Origin of the sequence: Clostridium paraputrificum (genome assembly GCF_900447045.1) — a bacterium.
In the GTDB taxonomy this organism is placed as follows: domain Bacteria; phylum Bacillota; class Clostridia; order Clostridiales; family Clostridiaceae; genus Clostridium; species Clostridium paraputrificum.
Window position 1 is genome coordinate 723,641 of record NZ_UAWH01000014.1, and the last position, 18,353, is coordinate 741,993.

The 18,353-nt window shown below is 30.7% G+C and carries 23 protein-coding genes and 1 other annotated feature; of the genes, 21 read left to right on the forward strand and 2 right to left on the reverse strand.

Annotated features, from left to right (window positions below; genetic code table 11):
• Positions 1–6: 6 nt before the first annotated feature.
• The 12 genes from DR024_RS08395 to DR024_RS08450 all read left to right on the forward strand — a co-directional run bounded on the left by DR024_RS08395 (position 7) and on the right by DR024_RS08450 (position 7,118).
• On the forward strand, positions 7–537 hold the full coding sequence (locus tag DR024_RS08395; protein WP_111918508.1) for a Na+/H+ antiporter subunit E: 531 nt from the start codon (positions 7–9) through the stop codon (positions 535–537).
• Positions 537–800 carry an MrpF/PhaF family protein gene (locus DR024_RS08400; protein WP_027099542.1) on the forward strand — a complete coding sequence of 88 codons (264 nt, stop codon included), beginning with the start codon at positions 537–539 and terminating at the stop codon, positions 798–800. The genes DR024_RS08395 and DR024_RS08400 overlap by 1 nt, the downstream gene beginning before the upstream one ends.
• Complete coding sequence (gene mnhG / locus DR024_RS08405; protein WP_027099543.1) at positions 797–1,144, forward strand: monovalent cation/H(+) antiporter subunit G; 348 nt, start codon at positions 797–799, stop codon at positions 1,142–1,144. The genes DR024_RS08400 and mnhG overlap by 4 nt, the downstream gene beginning before the upstream one ends.
• The gene (locus DR024_RS08410; protein ID WP_027099544.1) at positions 1,137–1,403 is read left to right on the forward strand and encodes a hydrogenase subunit MbhD domain-containing protein; all 267 of its coding nucleotides are present in this window, start codon (positions 1,137–1,139) and stop codon (positions 1,401–1,403) included. Before mnhG ends, DR024_RS08410 begins: the two co-directional genes overlap by 8 nt.
• Positions 1,400–1,690 (forward strand): hydrogen gas-evolving membrane-bound hydrogenase subunit E, encoded by a 291-nt coding sequence (gene mbhE, locus DR024_RS08415; protein ID WP_027099545.1) that lies wholly within the window; start codon positions 1,400–1,402, stop codon positions 1,688–1,690. The genes DR024_RS08410 and mbhE overlap by 4 nt, the downstream gene beginning before the upstream one ends.
• Positions 1,677–2,144, forward strand: coding sequence for an MnhB domain-containing protein (locus DR024_RS08420; protein WP_051196065.1), 468 nt, complete (start codon positions 1,677–1,679; stop codon positions 2,142–2,144). The genes mbhE and DR024_RS08420 overlap by 14 nt, the downstream gene beginning before the upstream one ends.
• Positions 2,134–2,478 carry a sodium:proton antiporter gene (locus tag DR024_RS08425; protein ID WP_027099546.1) on the forward strand — a complete coding sequence of 115 codons (345 nt, stop codon included), beginning with the start codon at positions 2,134–2,136 and terminating at the stop codon, positions 2,476–2,478. The genes DR024_RS08420 and DR024_RS08425 overlap by 11 nt, the downstream gene beginning before the upstream one ends.
• Positions 2,475–4,418, forward strand: coding sequence for a proton-conducting transporter transmembrane domain-containing protein (locus DR024_RS08430; protein ID WP_055183626.1), 1,944 nt, complete (start codon positions 2,475–2,477; stop codon positions 4,416–4,418). The genes DR024_RS08425 and DR024_RS08430 overlap by 4 nt, the downstream gene beginning before the upstream one ends.
• A 13-nt stretch (positions 4,419–4,431) precedes the next feature.
• Positions 4,432–5,412 (forward strand): respiratory chain complex I subunit 1 family protein, encoded by a 981-nt coding sequence (locus DR024_RS08435; RefSeq protein ID WP_065254215.1) that lies wholly within the window; start codon positions 4,432–4,434, stop codon positions 5,410–5,412.
• 14 nt (positions 5,413–5,426) lie between these two features.
• Positions 5,427–5,864, forward strand: a complete 438-nt coding sequence (locus DR024_RS08440; RefSeq protein ID WP_080351778.1) for an NADH-quinone oxidoreductase subunit B family protein — start codon at positions 5,427–5,429, stop codon at positions 5,862–5,864.
• Complete coding sequence (locus tag DR024_RS08445; protein WP_111918510.1) at positions 5,864–6,322, forward strand: 4Fe-4S binding protein; 459 nt, start codon at positions 5,864–5,866, stop codon at positions 6,320–6,322. The genes DR024_RS08440 and DR024_RS08445 overlap by 1 nt, the downstream gene beginning before the upstream one ends.
• A gap of 346 nt (positions 6,323–6,668) precedes the next feature.
• Positions 6,669–7,118: a GNAT family N-acetyltransferase gene (locus DR024_RS08450; RefSeq protein ID WP_242983097.1), complete on the forward strand. Its 450-nt coding sequence runs from the start codon at positions 6,669–6,671 to the stop codon at positions 7,116–7,118.
• Positions 7,119–7,185: 67 nt separating this feature from the next.
• Here DR024_RS08450 and DR024_RS17685 read toward each other — a convergent pair whose 3' ends face one another.
• Complete coding sequence (locus DR024_RS17685) at positions 7,186–7,341, reverse strand: hypothetical protein (protein ID WP_099313792.1); 156 nt, start codon at positions 7,339–7,341, stop codon at positions 7,186–7,188.
• Positions 7,342–7,546: 205 nt separating this feature from the next.
• Between DR024_RS17685 and DR024_RS08455 the strand changes: the two genes are divergently transcribed.
• From DR024_RS08455 to sigF, 7 genes are all read left to right on the forward strand, one after another.
• Positions 7,547–8,497: a DUF4003 family protein gene (locus DR024_RS08455; protein ID WP_027099550.1), complete on the forward strand. Its 951-nt coding sequence runs from the start codon at positions 7,547–7,549 to the stop codon at positions 8,495–8,497.
• 9 nt (positions 8,498–8,506) lie between these two features.
• Positions 8,507–9,553: a DNA polymerase IV gene (locus tag DR024_RS08460; RefSeq protein ID WP_027099551.1), complete on the forward strand. Its 1,047-nt coding sequence runs from the start codon at positions 8,507–8,509 to the stop codon at positions 9,551–9,553.
• A 50-nt stretch (positions 9,554–9,603) separates the two neighbouring features.
• Positions 9,604–9,856, forward strand: a binding site (T-box leader).
• A gap of 53 nt (positions 9,857–9,909) precedes the next feature.
• The gene (trpB, locus tag DR024_RS08465) at positions 9,910–11,076 is read left to right on the forward strand and encodes a tryptophan synthase subunit beta (protein ID WP_111918512.1); all 1,167 of its coding nucleotides are present in this window, start codon (positions 9,910–9,912) and stop codon (positions 11,074–11,076) included.
• A 132-nt stretch (positions 11,077–11,208) separates the two neighbouring features.
• Complete coding sequence (locus DR024_RS08470; RefSeq protein ID WP_027099552.1) at positions 11,209–13,509, forward strand: AAA family ATPase; 2,301 nt, start codon at positions 11,209–11,211, stop codon at positions 13,507–13,509.
• 325 nt (positions 13,510–13,834) lie between these two features.
• The gene (gene spoIIAA / locus DR024_RS08475; protein WP_027099553.1) at positions 13,835–14,170 is read left to right on the forward strand and encodes an anti-sigma F factor antagonist; all 336 of its coding nucleotides are present in this window, start codon (positions 13,835–13,837) and stop codon (positions 14,168–14,170) included.
• 13 nt (positions 14,171–14,183) lie between these two features.
• The gene (spoIIAB, locus tag DR024_RS08480; protein WP_027099554.1) at positions 14,184–14,615 is read left to right on the forward strand and encodes an anti-sigma F factor; all 432 of its coding nucleotides are present in this window, start codon (positions 14,184–14,186) and stop codon (positions 14,613–14,615) included.
• An 11-nt stretch (positions 14,616–14,626) separates the two neighbouring features.
• Positions 14,627–15,382: an RNA polymerase sporulation sigma factor SigF gene (sigF, locus tag DR024_RS08485; protein ID WP_027099555.1), complete on the forward strand. Its 756-nt coding sequence runs from the start codon at positions 14,627–14,629 to the stop codon at positions 15,380–15,382.
• A gap of 127 nt (positions 15,383–15,509) precedes the next feature.
• Here sigF and DR024_RS08490 read toward each other — a convergent pair whose 3' ends face one another.
• Complete coding sequence (locus DR024_RS08490; RefSeq protein WP_055253572.1) at positions 15,510–16,664, reverse strand: 3D domain-containing protein; 1,155 nt, start codon at positions 16,662–16,664, stop codon at positions 15,510–15,512.
• A gap of 191 nt (positions 16,665–16,855) precedes the next feature.
• On the opposite strand from DR024_RS08490, the gene spoVAC reads away from it, so the two are divergent.
• Positions 16,856–17,308: a stage V sporulation protein AC gene (spoVAC, locus tag DR024_RS08495; RefSeq protein WP_027099557.1), complete on the forward strand. Its 453-nt coding sequence runs from the start codon at positions 16,856–16,858 to the stop codon at positions 17,306–17,308.
• Between the two features lie 21 nt (positions 17,309–17,329).
• A complete protein-coding gene (gene spoVAD, locus DR024_RS08500; protein WP_373207853.1) occupies positions 17,330–18,349 on the forward strand; it encodes a stage V sporulation protein AD in 1,020 nt (339 codons plus the stop codon).
• Positions 18,350–18,353 lie beyond the last annotated feature (4 nt).

Below are 18,353 nucleotides of genomic sequence, written 5' to 3' on the forward strand. Positions count from 1 at the left end.
AAGAATATGAGAAATAAAAAGGGTATTTTTGCAACTTCCATTTTTGCCTTTGTATTTTGGATTTTATTTGTATTACAAGATATAAATATATTCAAAATTGATATCCAAGAAGTAATTGTTGGATTAATAGTATCTGTAATAATTGGGTATTTTACATGTCCACTTTTTATAAAGGAAGATGGAACTTGGCTATTTAAAGAAAATAGATTCTTTAGATTAATAGCTTATATACCTTTTTATACAGTGGCTTTAATGAAGGCTAATATTGATGTAGCAAAAAGAGCTTTATCTAAAAGCGTAAAGATAAATTCAGGTATAGTTAAAATTCCAACAGAGTTAGTATCAGATTATGGGTTATCAATGCTAGCGAACTCTATAACTTTAACACCTGGAACAATTGTTATGGACATTATAGAAGAGGACGGAAAAAATTATTTATATGTTCATTGGATAGACGTTGAAACTGAGGAAGAAGATAAAGCAGGAGAAATAATCAAGGGAGACTTTGAGAATAGGATAAGGGGGATTTTTAAATAATGGATATGAGTAATGATTTAATGATAGTTGCAATAATCCTATCCCTCTTATCATTAGTACTTTTATATAGAGTATTTAGAGGCCCTCACATTATAGATAGAGTAGTGGCAGCAGACTGTATAGATATAATCTTAGGTGTTGTATTAATATTATTTGGTTGTATTGAAGAGAGAAGTTTGTTTGTGGACCTTGGTCTTATAATGACATTACTTGGCTTTATTGGTACGGTGCTTATTTCTAAGTATTTGGAGGGGAAAATATGATAGTGGTAAGAATTTTAATAGATTTACTATTTGCAGTTGGAATATTCTTTACCATAGCTGGAATCGTAGGAATGATTAGAATGCCAGATACCTATTGTAGATTACAATCATCAACTAATATTGCAACTATGGGAGCTTTACCAATTGCTCTTGGATGCGTTATATATGGGTTTGCTATTGGAAATTCTTCTTTAGGAATAAAGGCTTTAGTTATTATGTTCTTTTTAGTTATAACTAACCCAGTGGCATCACATGCTATGACAAGAGCTGCATATAAAACAAAGGCCAAGTTATTTGAGAAGAATAAGTGTGATCACTATGGGAGGGATGAAGAGGATGAATAGTTTTGCTATATTAAATACAATTATTATCCTTGGAATGATTATTGCAGCTGTATCCCTTTTATTTATTGAGGATTTATTACCATCAATAATAGCTATGTCAATTATGGGAAGTTTTTTAGCATTAGAGTTTTTACTATTAAAGGCGCCAGACGTAGCTTTGGCAGAGGCCGCAGTAGGAGCAATACTTACTCCAATAATCTTTATAGTTACCTTAAAGAAGGTAAAAGATAAGAAAGATAATAAGGAGGAAGAAAAATGAAGAAGTCAATAGGAATTCTTTCTCTTTTAGTAATAACGGTTGCATTCATTTTTGTAGGATTTAAGATGGTTGATATGCCTTCCACTTATAATGGAGCAGCAGAAATTATAGTAAATGAAACTCAAGAAAAAACAGGAGCCATAAACTCTGTTACATCAATAGTATTTGATTTCAGAGGATATGATACTCTTGGTGAATCCTTTGTTCTATTTACAGCAGTTTGTGGAGCAACAGCTGTTCTAAGAAAAAGAAGAGCTAAGGGGGTAGGAAATCATGAAAAAGAATAGAAAGCAAAAGGATATAATAATCCCTTCTTGTGCAGATTTAGTTATACCTATAACTCTTGTTCTTGGAGCATATATCATACTTCATGGGCACTTAAGTCCAGGAGGTGGCTTCCAAGGAGGAGTTTTACTTACTGGTGCTATTGCCATATTCTTTATAGCATATGGAAGAGATAAAGTATTAAAAACATTTCATTTAAATAGGTTAAAGACATCAGAGGATTTAGGTGCCTTAGCATTTGTTTTAGTAGCAACTTTAGGTGTTATATATGGAGCTGCCTTCTTTGGAAACGTAATTTGGAAAGGAACTTTAGGTAAATTATTTTCTTCAGGAACAATATTTTTAATGAATTTTGCTGTAGGATATAAAGTTCTTGCAGGAATTGGAGTTCTTCTTCTTATAATGATAGGCACTTTAAGAGATGATGAGGAGGAGGGACTGGAAGATGATAATTAATTATATAGGAGCTTTTCTCCTTATTGTAATTGGACTAGCTTTGATTATTTTTAAGAAGAATCTTATAAAAATAGTTATAGGTATGGGAGTTATGGATTCAGGAATAAATCTATTGCTAATTACAATTGGATTTAGAGCGGGTGGTACTGCACCTATATTTATAAGTGATTTAAAAGATGGTGCTTTCTTTGTTGATCCTATTCCTCAAGCATTAACACTTACCTCTATAGTAATTGGAGCTTGTGTTACAGCTTTAGCATTATCTTTAGTAATAAAGATAAAGGAGAGGTATGGAAGCATAGAATCTGACAAGGTAAGGAGGCTTAAAGGATGAGTAATGATTATTCAGGATATCCTTTAATAGCTATACTTACACCATTTGTATTAGCATTTATAATAGGTCTATTTAAGGAAAAATATATAAAGATAAAGAAAGCTATTGTTGTATTAGGATGCATAGCATCATTTATTATAACAGTGCTATTAATAAAGCCTGTATTTTTAGATGGAAAAATAATAACTTATTGGCTAGGAAATTGGAAGCCTGTAGACAATATTGCTATAGGTATAGGAATGGAGGTAGATGCTCTATCTTTATTTGTAGGTTTAATAATAACAGCAGCTTGTGCATTAAGTTCTATATATTCAATTAAATATATGAGCAGGGATGATGGGCTTGGTAAGTACTATACACTATTTTTACTTTTAGCAGGTAGTATGATAGGTTTTGTATTTACTGGTGATTTATTTAATATGTATGTAATGCTAGAAATAATGACATTTGCAGCCATTGCATTAACAGCATTTAGAACTCAGAAGGATAAGGCCTTAGAAGCTGGATTTAAATATTTAGTAATTGGGGGACTAGGTTCTTCTCTAATTCTTATGGGAACAGCATTAATATATGCTCAAACTCATACTTTAAATATTGCACAAATAGCTCTAGAGCTAAATAGTGGGGGAGAGAAATTTACTCCAGTAACAATTCTAGCGTTAGCTTTATTGTTAGTTGGATATGCAGTTAAATCGTTTATGGTTCCATGCCATACATGGCCACCTGATGCTCATATGTCAGCACCATCTTCAATTTCTATGTTACTTTCAGGAGTAATGAGTAAGACTGGTGTTTATGGGTTAATAAGAATATTATTTATGATATTTATGGTAAGTGGTAATAAGGCATTAGCATACCTAGTAATGATATGGGGAGCTATAACCATGGTAGTAGGAGTTTCTATGGCACTTTTACAAACAGACTTTAAGAGACTTCTTGCATTCCACTCAGTATCTCAATTAGGTTATGTAATTACTGGTATAGGTGTAGGTTTAACTGCAGCAGATGGTATTGCAAATCTAGGACTTATGGGCGGCTTATATCATATGGTTAATCATGCCTCCTTTAAGTGTTTATTGTTCCTGTGTGCAGGGGCAGTGCTTTACCGCGTAGGAACTACAGATTTAAATAAGGTTTCAGGACTTGGCAAAAAGATGCCTTTTACAGCAGTTATGTTTTTTATAGGAGCAGCAGCAATTAGTGGAATACCTCCATTTAATGGCTTTGCCTCTAAGTGGATATTGTATCAATCTACTTCAGAAACGCAAATACCAATAATAACAATTGTAGAACTTATAGTTTCTGTTCTTACATTAGCTTCATTTATTAAAGTTGGACATTCTGTTTTCTTTGGAGCTGAAAGAGAAGAGCTAAAAGAAGTGAAGGAAATTCCATTTACTATGAAGCTACCAATGGGTATATTAGCATTAATATGCTTTGTTTTTGGTATATGTTCTAATTATGTTATTAAAGGAATATTAGTGCCTATTGTTGATGCTATAAGAAATGTTCCTAAATATATAGATAATATGCTATTAGGAGATTTGTCATTATTACATCTTGAGAATTATACAAAGAGTGATTTGGATTTTGCCTTTAGAGGAGAATATAATCCAGAGTCATTTTTAATACTTTTCTTTATAGGAGTAATAGCTATAATTATAGCAATGACTTTTGGAATTCATAAGCTTGGTAAATGTAGAGTTGAAAGTAGCTCTTTAGAAGGAGCAATGGATACAAAATATGAAGTCTTTACAGGTGGAGAAAAAGAAGAATTTTCAAAGGTTGGACCTCATGATTTATTTTGGGGTATGAAACATGATTTTAAAGGATATTTCAATAGATTAAGCAATGCCCATTCAGGAGTTGTTAATGATTATGCGCTTTGGGTGGTTGTAACCATGGCAGTTATAATAATCTATTGCTTTATAACATTATAGGGGGTGAGTAGATATGGAAATAGCTAAATTTATTTTTCATGTATTAATTTTTCCAGGAGGATTATTTGCAATAGCTATGGCATTACTTATGTCAGGAATAGATAGAAAGATTGTTGCTAAAATGCAATTAAGACAAGGACCTCCACTACTTCAACCATTTTATGATTTTATAAAGCTATTAGGTAAGGATGTAATAGTTCCAAGAAACGCACTTAGAAAAGCCTTCCTTTTAGCTCCTATAGTTGGACTAGCTAGTGTGTTAATAATACCTATATTTATTCCTATGTATCAAGAAGCTTTTATAAATAGTACAGCTGATATTATAGTTATAATATATCTTTTAACAATATCAGCAGTAATGTTAGTAGTAGGAGGAAGTTCTTCATCTTCCCCATTAGCTGGAATAGGAGCTTCAAGAGAAGTAGTAACTATGCTTGCTTATGAATTGCCTATGGTTATGTCTATACTTGCAGTTTGCAAAAAAGCAGGAGCATTTATGGGAACTAACGTAAGTTTTTCACTATTAGGTATACAAGGATTTCAGGTAGCTGATGGAATGGGATTATTTCATATAACATTAATACCAGCAGCCATAGCTTTTTTAATGGTTATTCCAGCAGAAGTAGGTGTTGTACCATTTGATATGGCTGAGGCTGAAACAGAAATTTGTGAAGGACCTTTAGTGGAGTATAGTGGATTATACTTAGCTTTATATAAACTAACAAGCCAGATTAAGGCATTTATTATGTCAGGATTATTTGTAGCACTATTCTTAGGTGGAAAAGGTATAGGAGTCACTGGAAATGCTACTTTAAATATAATACTGAATATAATACTATTCTTGATTTTAACACTTGTTGTTATGTTTATATCTATAACTTTAGTTAGAGCTATAGCTGGAAGATTTAAAATAAATCAAGGATTAAAGTTCTTTTGGACAGTACCAGCTGTTTTATCTTTAATAAGCTTCTTGGCTATTACATTAGCTATGTGATTGGAGGGATTTAAATGGGGTTAATGAGTTTAAGTAAAGAGAAGTCTCCTTGGATATATCATTTAAACACAGGTTCATGTAATGGGTGTGATATAGAGTTAGTAGCACTTTTAGGGCCAAGATATGATGTGGAAAGGTTTGGAGTAAAGCTTACAGGAAGCCCAAAGCATGCAGATATCGTTATAGTAACAGGACCAGTTACAACACAGTCTAGAGAAAGAATGCTAAGAGTTTTATCACAGGTTCCAGAGCCTAAGGTGGTTATGTCTATAGGATCTTGTCCAATGTCTTGTAATGTGTTTAAGGGAAGTTACTCAGTAGATGGCCCTTTAGATAAATGGACAAAAGTTGATGTGGCTGTAGGTGGGTGTGCACCAAAGCCAGAAGCAATTATTCAGGGTTTAGTTGAAGCTGTTAAGATATTAAAAGATAAAAGAGGAGGGGATAAATAATGATACCTTATTTAAAGGAGGCAATAGGAAATTTATTTAAACCTTCAGTAACATCTAAGTTTCCAGAGAAACCAGTAGAAACTCCTAAGAATTATAGAGGAAGAATAAGTTTTAATGCAGACCAGTGTATTGGATGTGGAATGTGTATAAGAGTTTGCTCACCAGGTGCTATAACTAAAACTCAAAAGCCAGTGGAAGGTGGCCAAGAAATAACAATGGAGTTTGATTTAAGTTTCTGTACTTTTTGTGGTATGTGTAGTGATTTTTGTCCTAAAAAGACAATTACACTTACTGGAGATTCTCAAATGGTAGAATTAGATAAGAATAATTTTAAAGTTAGTGGCTCTTTTATTAAGAAAGCTCCACCGAAGCCAACACCAGAGCAATTAAAGAAAATAGCAGAAGCTAAAAAAGCAGCTGCAGAAAAGAAAGCTTTAGAAAATAAAGTTACAAGTTAAAGAGTGTGTGGTGGATAATTATTTTACTTGATTTTATATTTTATGATATGAGAATATAATAATATCTTTGATTTATAGCTAATTAAAACTATATATTTTCCTAGACAGTAAAAAAGAAGAGTGCCATTTGGTACTCTTCTTTTTGGAATTAAAAGTAATTAAATAGAATTAAAAGTTAATAAAAGTAATTTAATAACATCATATAGTAAAAGGTATATAAATACACCAAAAGAGAGATAAAATGAGATAAATTACTGTGGATATGATTTCAATAAGATACAATATTTTACTAAAGTTTAAATTGTAAGTATAATCCTATATGATTATGAGATCATGGAGGGATAAAATGATGTATAAGGATATAAATCTTCAACAGGAGATTTATAGACAAGACGTATACAAATTAATGGATTGGTTAAGAGATGATGAAGTAAGTCGTTATTTAAATGAAGAAAAGGGAATAGTAAATTCATTAGATTATTTATTAAGAGCTTCAACGGTTCCTGTGCTAACACCATATTTTAGTCAAGGAGGGCCTTTCTATATAATAGAATATAAGAATGATTCTGTAGGATATCTTAAACTGGTTCCTAAAGGTAAGATAGTAGAAATAGTTATAGCTATAGGAAATAAAGAAAAGTGGGGACAAGGAATAGGTACACTTGCTTTAAAGAAAGGTATTTCAGAAGCTTTTTTAAGTTATAGGGCAAATGAGATAGTAGCAAAAATTCATCATAATAATATTAGGTCAAAAAAATATTTAAAAAAGTTGGATTTACAATGGAGGATACATTAAAAGTTGAAAATGTGTATTCTTTAACTTTTGATGATTATATAAAAGGATATAGTAAAGAGAGGATTAGTTAAAACCCTCTCTTTTTTGCTTCAACTCCACTTTCATTTATTCCAGGTTTTTCTACAGTGGTATTAAAACTACTTTTTCCATATTGACCTTGAGATTTAACTCCATTTCTTAAATAATCTTTTTTATTATAATCTCTGTTATTGTTATTATCCAAAATAATCACCTCTTAATCTTATTCTGTATTAGTATGTGAAGAAAAAGTTTTTTTAAACAAAAGTATATATGTCATGAAGTTGAAATATTTAGTAGTTAGAATAAATATAAAGGAAATTAAGATTTTCTTATAAATTTAATTAGATAAATATAGTATAATAGTAGTGGGTTAATATGAAATTTAACTTGTAAAGAGAGGAAATGCTATGAAAGAATCACTTATAGAGTTATGTAATAGAGTAATAAATAATTATAAGAAATCAAAAGAAGAGTTTAGATATGATGGGGAATATATAAATCATTTTGCATCATTAATTTATGGAAATAGAAATAAGGAAGTACCTACAAAAGGAATAAAAGAAATAAGATCATTTATAAAAAATAATACGTCAAGAATGTCTTATTTTAGAGGAGATATTCTATATATATTATCATTTTTAATAGGTAACGAAGAAAATTGGAAAAGCATTACTGAAAAAATAATTTTAGTATATGAAGAATTAATAGAAAAAGGGTTTAAAGAAAGTCATTATTTGGTGTTAACAGCTTATGCAATAGTAAAGTATTCTAAAGGAAAAGACCTTAACTATATAATTAATAAAACGCATTATATATATGAGGACATGAAGCAAAAATATGATAACGTTACCAACGAAGAGGATCATCTTCAATGTGCCTTATTAGCATTAAATGATATTAATACTGATGAGTTATATTTAAAAATGAAAGGTGTATTTGAATTAATTTTAGATTTTGATATGTTTTCAAGAAATAGTGTACAAGGACTTGCCATGACAGTTTTATTAAATAAAAAAGTAGAAGATCTGAATATTATATATAACTTATTGAAAGAATTTGAAAATAGAGATATAAAAATTAGTCATCAATTTTTATCTATAATAGGTATGATTAGAGTAGAAGATGGTGTCCAAAGATATGTGGACAAAGTAGAAATGGTTATAGATTATTTATGTGAGGTAGAATCACAATATGAGTTTTATATGGATAGAAGCTTTAGAGCCTTCATAGCTATTATGCTTATAGAATTCTCAAAAGAAGTAGAAGAGGAGAGATATCTAGAGGAACTATTATCTATGGGAGTATATTCTTTTTTAGTAAGTAAAAATCAAGGAGTATTCTCGGAGGTATTAGCCTAAATTTAACTTATGGATAGAATAATTTTGCATGTTGATATGGATGCATTCTTTGCATCTGTAGAACAATTAGATAACCCAAGCCTAAGAGGAAAGCCTGTAATTGTAGGAGGCGTAAGTGAGAGAGGTGTAGTTTCTACATGTTCATATGAGGCAAGAAAATATGGCGTACATTCAGCTATGCCTGGATTTATGGCTAGAAGCAAATGTCCAATGGGGATATTTTTACCTGTAAGATATGGAAGATATAAAGAGATTTCTAATAAAATTTTTGATATTTTTAAAGAGATAACACCAGTTATAGAACCTATATCTATAGATGAGGCTTTTCTAGATATAACAGATACTGATTTTAAAGATGGAAAAAGAGTTGCGTTATACATAAAAGATAGAGTAAAAAAGGAAATAGGATTAAATCTATCTATAGGTATTTCATATAACAAATTCCTAGCAAAGCTTGCATCTGATTGGAATAAACCAAATGGAATTATGGAGATAAGGAAAGATATGATTCCGGACATTTTACTACCTTTATCTATTTCTAAAATACATGGCTTAGGAAAAAAATCAGTTGGAAAACTAAATAATATGGGAATATTTACTGTTCAGGATTTATATTTACTTCCTAGAGAGTTTTTCTATAGCTATTTAGGAAAGTCAGGTATAGATATTTATAATAGAATTAGAGGGGTAGACGATAGAGAAGTACAAGTAACTAGGGAAAGAAAATCTGTAGGAAAAGAAAGAACTTTAAAGTTTAATACATCAGATAAAGATGAATTATTAATTTACTTAAAAGACTTTTCAGAAGAAATTAGTAGAATATTATCTAGTAAAAATATGATGGGAAAGACTATAACTTTAAAATATAAAACTGGAGAATTTGAAAATCATACAAGAAGTAAAACTTTAAATAAATATATATATAAAAGTGAGGATATTTATTCTGTATGTAGAGAGCTTTTGCAATTAGAAGATTTAAAAGATGAGCTAAGATTAATTGGGGTAAGTATATCTTCATTTAAAGAGACAGAAATAGAGCAATTATCGCTATTTTAAAAAAGTAGTTGCAAATATTTTGTTAAATTAATATAATAATAGAAAATAAAGTAAAATCAGTGACCGAAGAAAGTACTTATAGGTAAATGGTTAAGCGAGCCGTCGTTTGGTGAAAGGTACGGAGCAGGAGCTTTTAAGGAATGGGCTTTGGTAGATGCGATGTGAAATTATTTTATAAGAGTAGCTTAGCCGTTTTCAAGCGTTACATTGATAGGATATAAAATGTTAAGTTGTATCTAAAAAGAGAGAAACAATAAAATTGTTTCTAAATATGGGTGGCACCACGAGTCTATCGTCCCAACAGGATGATAGGCTCTTTTTTTATTATATGAAAAAAATTTGGGGAGGAAAGAGAAATGAAAAAATATTATGGAAAGTATGGTGGACAATATGTCCCAGAAAATGCATTGAAGGCATTAAATTCTTTAGAGGATGCATTTATAAAATATAAGGATGATCCTAATTTTGTTAAAGAATACAATTATTATTTAAAACAATACGTTGGTAGAGAAAATCCTTTATATTTTGCACAAAGGCTTACAGATCATGTTGGGGGCTGTAAAATTTATTTAAAAAGAGAAGATTTAAACCATACAGGAGCTCATAAAATAAATAATGTTTTGGGGCAAATGTTATTAGCAAAGAGAATGGGAAAGAAAAAAGTAATAGCTGAAACTGGGGCAGGTCAACATGGTGTTGCAACAGCTACAGTTGCAGCATTGATGGGTATGGAGTGTATTATTTACATGGGTGAAGAGGATATGAGAAGACAAGCCCTTAATGTATTTAGAATGGAGCTTTTAGGATCAAAAGTAGTATCTGCTACAAAAGGTACAAGAACCTTAAAGGAAGCTGTTGACTTAGCAATAGAGGAATGGGTAAAAGATGTAGATAATACATTTTATGTTTTAGGATCAGCTGTTGGACCACATCCGTATCCAGCAATGGTAAAAGAATTTCAAAAGATTATAAGTATTGAAGCTAAAAGGCAAGGGATTGAGGCAGAAGGAAAGCTACCAGTAGCTGTTATAGCTTGTGTTGGTGGAGGAAGTAATGCTATAGGAGCCTTTGCAGAATTCATTGAAGATGAAAATGTAGAGTTAATAGGAGTTGAAGCAGCTGGTAAAGGCGTAGATACTGATTTAAATGCAGCAACAATGAGAAATGGAAAAGATGCAGTAGTACATGGAATGAAAACAAAATGTATAGTTGACGGAAATGGTGAGGCAAGGGAAGTATATTCTATATCTGCTGGACTAGATTATCCAGGGGTAGGGCCAGAACATGCATATCTTAAAGATATTGGAAGAGCTAAATATGTACCATGTACAGATGAAGAAGCTTTAGAAGCATTTAAAATACTATCGAGACTTGAGGGGATAATACCTGCAATTGAAAGTTCACATGCAGTATCATATGCTTTAAAGTATGCTAAGAATAAAAATAAAGAGGATTATATAATAGTTAATTTATCAGGAAGAGGCGATAAAGACGTTCAAGAATTAATGAGTAAAATAAAATGATATAAAAATATTTGATAAATTGATATCTAAATTACCTCATTAAGAATACTAATATAGTAGACTACTAAATAAAGGAGGGAACTACTTGAGTAATACTGTAGGATATAGCAGTTTCTAAAGTGGGCAATTAAAATGAAGAGAGAGTTAACTCCAAATGAGGTACTATTTAATGTGGACTTAAATGAGGATGATGATAATAAAATTAGACTCAAGGATATTCCCGAAATAACCTCTGCTTATGAAAAAATAAAGAGAGCTATCAGTATTGATGAAGAAGGTTATAACTTATATATAATAGACTCCTTCTCTAAGGATAAGTTAGAAAATTTAACTAAGTTTATAGAAAACTTGTACAAAAGTGCAGAAGCACCAAGGGATATTTGTTACGCTACTATAAATGATCCTAAGAGACCAGAGCCTATTTTTTTAACTAATGGAAAGGGTGCTAAATTAAAAGAAACTATAGAGAATATTAAGAATAGTTATTATGAAGTGGCTATGGAATTTTATAATACATCGTCTGAATCAGAAAAAGATAGAATTATAGATGAGGTTCATAGCAAAAGGACAAACTATATTGGTGAATTAATGGAGATGGCTAAAATAGATGGCTTCGATGTTAAGGCCACTAATGGAGGTTTCGCTTTTATTCCTTTAAAAGAAGGAGAAGCAATGACAGAAAAGGAATATGATGAATTATCAGAAGAGAGCAAGGATTCTATAGTTTTAAAGGCATCTAATTTAAAGAAAAAGGCAGAAGTTGTTTTGGAGAAGCTTAAGGATATAGAGCTTACTTCCATGAAGAAGCTAAAGGGTATATATGCAGAATTCATGGATGTAGAAATGGAAGATGAAAAAGAAGATTGTTTATTAAATTTCATAGATGATGATGATGCTTATGAATACCTTGAAAAGGTATTTTATAGTATAGAGAAAGAACTAGTTGATTGCTATACTATGAATGTAGAGGACGATGAGTCAGATATTAATGAAGTATTAGATAAGTATGATATATCTGTATTGGTAGATAACACAAATAATAAAAATCCTAGAGTTATTTATGAAGAAGATCCTAATGTGACTAATTTATTTGGAAATATAGAATATGAGAACCATAATGGACTATACTCAACTGATTTATCTTTAATAAATTCTGGTTCAATGCTTCAAGCTAACGAAGGATGTATTATAATTAGACTAAATCAATTGGCAATGAATAATTATAGCTATTATTATTTGAAGAAGACATTAATGTCTGGAAAGGTAAGCATAGATTCATCTAGAGGATATCTAGACATTATTTCTATTAACGGAGTTAAACCTAAAGCTGTGCCTATAAATGTAAAGGTAATTTTAATTGGCGACTATGAGAGCTATGATATTTTATATAATGCAGATGAAGATTTTAAATCATTATTCCCAATAAGAGTTGAGTTTTCTAATTACGTAAAAAACCAACCTATAAAAGGAAAAGTTTTAAAAGATTATATTTTAGAAAGAGGAAAAAAGCATTATATAAACAAAGTAAGTGATGATGCAATAAAAGAAATAATAAAATATTTATCTAGGGTGGCAGAGTGTAGAGGAAAGATATGTATTGAAGATAAGAATATAGATAGACTTCTTATATTAGCTAATAATATGGCAGAGCTAGATGGTAGAGAAATTATATCAGATAAGGACATAAGAAATGTTGCATATGAAAAGTCCTTAATTGAAGATGAAATACTAGAGATGTATGAAGATAGTAAGATAATTTTAACACTAAGTGGCGAGAAAGTAGGAGCTATAAATGGACTTGCTGTATTAAGTTCTGGATATTATACTTTTGGAAAGCCTATGAGACTTACCTGTGTAGCATGTAAAGGTGAAGGTAAGATATTAGATATTCAAAAGGAAAGTAATATGTCAGGAAGTATCCATGAAAAATCTATAAATATCTTAAGCGGCTTACTAAGTAATTTAATAATTCCTTATGAAAAGTTACCTGTAGATTTTCATTTAAGCTTTGAACAAACCTATGGACAAATAGATGGTGATAGTGCATCAGTTGCAGAAATACTTTGTATACTTTCGGCTTTAAGTAAAGTTGGAATAAAGCAGAATATTGCAGTTACAGGGTCTATAAATCAATTTGGAGAGGTTCAAGCTATAGGTGGAGTAAATGAAAAGATAGAGGGATTCTACAAGGTTTGCAAACTATTAGGTGATAGCAAAGATAAGGGAGTATTAATTCCTATAACTAATAGTGAGGATTTAGTTCTTAATAAGGAAGTTGAAGAAGCTATAGAAAAGGGTGAGTTCCATATTTATACAATGGAGAATTTACAGGATGCTATAGAGGTTATGATGTTAGATAGTAAAACATCATATAAAGATTTATTTAAGATAATAGAAAAAGAAGTTGAGAAGTATAAGGGAAAATCTAAATAGAAATATTTAAAGGGATTGTATCAAAAATGTTGTTTGTTTTTGATATAATCCTTTTTAACTTATATCTAGGTTAATATTAAGAAAGGTTAGTTCTAAATAGTAAATGTAACAATAGAAACAGAGAAAGTCGAAACATCTGTAGGGATATAATGGTATAACAATGTGAAAAATAAAGATTTTATTATTAAAATATATTATATTACAGAAAATAGGAATAAAATTACATGTAAACATTGACTTAACATAATTATATATGCTAAAATATGGAAAAAGGGCCTGAGGAGGAGGTGAAGTACTCTAAGGAAATCTTTAGAGTAAATTATATATGTATCTAAAGTTTGAAAAAAGTAATAATACATTAATAGCGAACTTAATTGGTGAATTAGATCATCATAGCGCAGAAGAAGTAAGAGCGAAGATAGATGATAGAATAGAAAGAGAAAATGCTCAAAGGTTAATTTTAAACTTTGGTGGAGTGACATTTATGGATAGCTCCGGTATAGGAGTAGTTGTTGGAAGATTTAAAAAGATGACGTCTAGAGGTGGTGCTCTATGCGTTGTCGATGTAAGTAGAGGAGTTAACAGAGTATTTGAATTGTCTGGGTTATTTAAAATTATCAATCACTATAGAGATGTTGATGAAGCATTGAAGTGCATTTGATGGAGGGGTTTTCATGTATGATAATAAAATAAAAATTGAATTTGAAAGTAAGTCCCAAAATGAGGGCTTTGCAAGAGTAGCAATAGCAGCATTTGTTTCTCAACTAGATCCAACAATAGAAGAAATTACAGATGTAAAAACAGCAGTATCAGAAGCTGTTACAAACTCTATAATTCATGGATATGAAAATAAAAAGGATGGAATAGTTGTTATAGAAGCAATGTTGTCTGGTAATGACATAACTATAATTATTTCAGATAATGGTAAAGGGATTAAAGATGTAAGTCAAGCTAGAGAACCATTATTTACATCTAGACCAGATTTAGAAAGATCAGGGATGGGTTTCACCGTAATGGAAACATTTATGGATAGCCTTCAAGTTGAAAGCCAAGAAGGAAGAGGTACAAGGGTGGTATTAAAGAAGAAATTTGATTCAGTAAGTTAGGTGAAAAAAAGATGGAGAAAGGGAATTTTAAACGAGAGGAATACAATTATGATGATAACTCTCAGCTGCTTCCATTAGCTAAGGCTGGAGATGAAGTAGCTATGAATAGACTTATAGAAATGAACCTTCCACTTGTATCTTCATTAAGTAAAAAGTTTTTAAATAGAGGATATGATTATGAGGATATATTTCAAATTGGCTCTATAGGGTTAGTCAAAGCAATAAAAAACTTTGATGCATCATTTAATGTGAAGTTTTCTACTTATGCAGTTCCAATGATTGTAGGGGAAATCAAGAGATTTCTAAGAGATGACGGGATGATAAAAGTAAGTAGAAATATTAAGAGTCTTGCAAGAAAGATTCATTTCGATAAGGAAGAATTAACGAAACAGCTAGACAGAGAACCAACAATTGAGGAACTATCTGAGTATTCAGGTATAGAAAAAGAAGATTTAGTTTTTGCTGTTGAATCAGCATCTAGTTTACAATACTTATATGATACTATACACCAAGATGATGGAGCACCTGTATTGCTTATAGATAAGTTAAGTGAAAAAGGTGTAGAAGATAACGATATGATTGATAAAATTGCACTTAAAGAAGCATTAAGGTCTTTAGATGAGAAGTCTAGACAAATAATTATGCTTAGATATTTTAAAGATAAAACTCAAGTGCAAGTAGCAAAGATGCTAGGAATAAGCCAAGTTCAGGTATCTAGAATTGAAAAGAAAGTTTTAAATGTAATGAGAGATAAATTACAGGATTAAAAAAGGTTGTTGCTAAAAGCGACAACCTTTTTTTCCTTACCTTTAGTACGCGTGGGGTGGATGTTTGTTTCTATGTGACTTGGAGCTTGGGACGGAACAAGCAAAATAAATATCCGCTACATCTTTTTTACCATTCTCCAGGATAAGCAATTACATGAACTGTAACTTTTCTTCTTCCAAAGGCATAACATTCTTCTTGCGTATTCATAAATAGGTCTATTTTCATTTCTTTAATTGCTCCACCAGTATCTGCTGCTATAGCATATCCATACCCAGGAATATATAATTTACTACCTAAAGGAATAACATTCTTATCTACAGCTACTGTACTTAGTCCATTAGGATCTCTAACAGGTTTTGTACCCATAGCAGTAATTCCGTGACCATAATAGGCAGTTGCTTCCATTTGATAAGTTGCTTTATAAGAAGTATTGTTATCATCATTTGATGAATTAGAATTATCATTCATTAATGATAATTTATATTTTGCTTCTAATATAGCAGAATTTATTTTTGATTTTACAGAAGTAGTAGATATTTGTGGTAATAATCCCTTTAAATTAACAATTGCGTCATTAAGTTGTCTATAAGTAGGATTATCTGAATAAACTACAGATAATTGATGAGAAATTAACTTTTCTTCATTTTCTTTTATCTTATTAGCAATCTTCTCTTTTTCACTTAATAAGTCTGCCTTTTTTTTATCAACTTCAGCTTTCTTTTCTTTAGTTAAAGAAAGTTTTTTATTAATATCTTCATTTATAGCTTGAAGATTTTCTTGCTTATGATTAATAGCTTCTGAAGACTTTTCTAGTTCTGACATTTTTGCTTTATTATCTTCTATAAGTTTTTTATCCATTTTGATTATAGATTGGTAAGCATAAAGCCTGTCTGACATTTCAGAAAAACTATTAGATTCTAGTAATGATAGTAAAACTGTAATATTTGCAGTACTACCGTTCTTATACATTTCTCTTATTCTATGAGAAAGAACCTCCTCATTTTCTGATATTTCTATTTTTAAACCATCTATTTTATTTTCAATAGTTTGTATTTCTTTTTTTGTTTTTTGTATTTCAAGTTCGTTATTTTTTATATCTTTTTCAATGCTATATATTTCATCATTTAACTTTGAAATTTCATTATCTATATCTTTTAGAGAGGATGAAATTTCATTAAAATCACTTCTGTTTTGATCTAATTCTTTTGTAGCGAAAGCTCTTGAAGATATACTAAATACAAAAAATATACTCAAAAATAAAGTGAAGACTTTTTTCTTCATAACTACCTCCTTTAGAATTTAGATTTTCAATATTAAAGCAAATAAGCTTATTCTATTATTTTTATGATAACATATTCACAAAAAAAGGACAAAGGTTAGTAACAGTGGTTATTTTACCATAAACTTTCTGATTTAGAATGGATTTTTTACAAATACTATGAGTAGCAATTCTAAAAGGAGTGTGACAATTTATGGTCAGAGAAAGAAGTATTATTCAAAGGTTTCAGACCTTAGAGAAGGAAGTAGAACCTAAACCACAGATAGTAAAAAATTGTATAAGAGCATTTTTAGTTGGAGGCTTAATATGTGATTTAGGTCAAGTTATAATGACTGTTTTAAAAAATTATGATTTTTCAAAGGATGAAATAGGAGCTATAACGTCAATTTGTATGGTTTTCTTAGGAGCACTACTTACAGGTGTTGGAATATATGATAAAATTGCAACTTATGCTGGTGCTGGAACAGTAGTGCCTATAACTGGATTTTCTAATGCTATAGTAGCACCTGCCATTGAATTCAAAAAGGAAGGTTTTGTTTTTGGAGTTGCTGCAAAAATGTTTACTATTGCTGGACCAGTTCTAGTTTATGGAATTGGATCGTCGGTTATTGTAGGAATTGTTTATTATATATTTACTAAACTTTAAAGAGGAGGTATGAAAATGGGGATGCAATCAATTAAGAGAAGAGGTACACAAACTATAGAGTTATCTCATCCTCCTAAAATAATTTCAACTTATTCTATAGTAGGACCTAAGGAAGGGCAAGGACCATTAAAAACATATTTTGATGAAGTATTAAATGATGATACATGTGGAAAAGATAGTTATGAAAAAGCAGAAAGTGATATGATGTTTAATGCAATAAAAGAATCTATAAAAAGGGCTGGTTTACAGCAAAGTGATATAAATTATTTATTTGCAGGAGATTTATTAAATCAAATAATATCATCAAGCTTTGCTGCAAGAGAATTTGAAATTCCTTTCTTTGGTCTTTATGGAGCTTGTTCAACAATGTCAGAATCCTTAAGTTTGGCATCATTAATTATGGATGGAGGTTTTGCTGATTACGTTGTAGCAGCAACATCTTCCCATTTTAGTGCAGCTGAAAGACAATTTAGATTTCCTTTAGAGTATGGAGCTCAGAGATCTCAAACAGCTCAGTGGACTGTAACAGGTGCAGGAGCTATGGTTCTAGGAAAAGAAGGAGATTTTCCAGAGGTAAGATATGTTACAACTGGTCTTGTAAAAGATTATGGTGTTATGGATGCTAACAATATGGGAGCTGCAATGACACCAGCAGCAGTAGATACAATTTATAAGCATTTTAAAGATACAGGAAAAACACCAAAGGATTATGATATTATTGCAACTGGTGACCTTGGCAGAGTAGGAAAACAAATGACTGACAAGCTTTTGTTAGAATATGGATATGATATGAGAGATAACCATATTGATTGTGGAGATATTATATTTAATAGTGAAGCACAAAATACTGATTCAGGTGGAAGCGGATGTGGATGTTCTGCTGTAGTTGCTTCAGGATATTTATATAAGAAATTAATGAGAAAAGAAATAAAGAGTGTTTTATTAGTATCAACAGGAGCTTTAATGAGCACCACTTCTTCTCTTCAAGGAGAGAGTATTCCAGGAATTGCTCATGCTGTTGCGATTGAAATGAATCAATAAGGAG

Excerpts from the sequence above, each read along its gene's own strand:
- DR024_RS08395 (WP_111918508.1), top strand. The coding sequence starts at position 7 with ATGAGAAATAAAAAGGGTATTTTTGCAACTTCCATTTTTGCCTTTGTA.
- DR024_RS08400 (WP_027099542.1), top strand. The coding sequence starts at position 537 with ATGGATATGAGTAATGATTTAATGATAGTTGCAATAATCCTATCCCTC.
- mnhG (WP_027099543.1), top strand. The coding sequence starts at position 797 with ATGATAGTGGTAAGAATTTTAATAGATTTACTATTTGCAGTTGGAATA.
- DR024_RS08410 (WP_027099544.1), top strand. The coding sequence starts at position 1,137 with ATGAATAGTTTTGCTATATTAAATACAATTATTATCCTTGGAATGATT.
- mbhE (WP_027099545.1), top strand. The coding sequence starts at position 1,400 with ATGAAGAAGTCAATAGGAATTCTTTCTCTTTTAGTAATAACGGTTGCA.
- DR024_RS08420 (WP_051196065.1), top strand. The coding sequence starts at position 1,677 with ATGAAAAAGAATAGAAAGCAAAAGGATATAATAATCCCTTCTTGTGCA.
- DR024_RS08425 (WP_027099546.1), top strand. The coding sequence starts at position 2,134 with ATGATAATTAATTATATAGGAGCTTTTCTCCTTATTGTAATTGGACTA.
- DR024_RS08430 (WP_055183626.1), top strand. The coding sequence starts at position 2,475 with ATGAGTAATGATTATTCAGGATATCCTTTAATAGCTATACTTACACCA.
- DR024_RS08435 (WP_065254215.1), top strand. The coding sequence starts at position 4,432 with ATGGAAATAGCTAAATTTATTTTTCATGTATTAATTTTTCCAGGAGGA.
- DR024_RS08440 (WP_080351778.1), top strand. The coding sequence starts at position 5,427 with ATGGGGTTAATGAGTTTAAGTAAAGAGAAGTCTCCTTGGATATATCAT.
- DR024_RS08445 (WP_111918510.1), top strand. The coding sequence starts at position 5,864 with ATGATACCTTATTTAAAGGAGGCAATAGGAAATTTATTTAAACCTTCA.
- DR024_RS08450 (WP_242983097.1), top strand. The coding sequence starts at position 6,669 with ATGATGTATAAGGATATAAATCTTCAACAGGAGATTTATAGACAAGAC.
- DR024_RS08455 (WP_027099550.1), top strand. The coding sequence starts at position 7,547 with ATGAAAGAATCACTTATAGAGTTATGTAATAGAGTAATAAATAATTAT.
- DR024_RS08460 (WP_027099551.1), top strand. The coding sequence starts at position 8,507 with ATGGATAGAATAATTTTGCATGTTGATATGGATGCATTCTTTGCATCT.
- trpB (WP_111918512.1), top strand. The coding sequence starts at position 9,910 with ATGAAAAAATATTATGGAAAGTATGGTGGACAATATGTCCCAGAAAAT.
- DR024_RS08470 (WP_027099552.1), top strand. The coding sequence starts at position 11,209 with ATGAAGAGAGAGTTAACTCCAAATGAGGTACTATTTAATGTGGACTTA.
- spoIIAA (WP_027099553.1), top strand. The coding sequence starts at position 13,835 with ATGTATCTAAAGTTTGAAAAAAGTAATAATACATTAATAGCGAACTTA.
- spoIIAB (WP_027099554.1), top strand. The coding sequence starts at position 14,184 with ATGTATGATAATAAAATAAAAATTGAATTTGAAAGTAAGTCCCAAAAT.
- sigF (WP_027099555.1), top strand. The coding sequence starts at position 14,627 with ATGGAGAAAGGGAATTTTAAACGAGAGGAATACAATTATGATGATAAC.
- DR024_RS08490 (WP_055253572.1), bottom strand. The coding sequence starts at position 16,664 with ATGAAGAAAAAAGTCTTCACTTTATTTTTGAGTATATTTTTTGTATTT.
- spoVAC (WP_027099557.1), top strand. The coding sequence starts at position 16,856 with ATGGTCAGAGAAAGAAGTATTATTCAAAGGTTTCAGACCTTAGAGAAG.
- spoVAD (WP_373207853.1), top strand. The coding sequence starts at position 17,330 with ATGCAATCAATTAAGAGAAGAGGTACACAAACTATAGAGTTATCTCAT.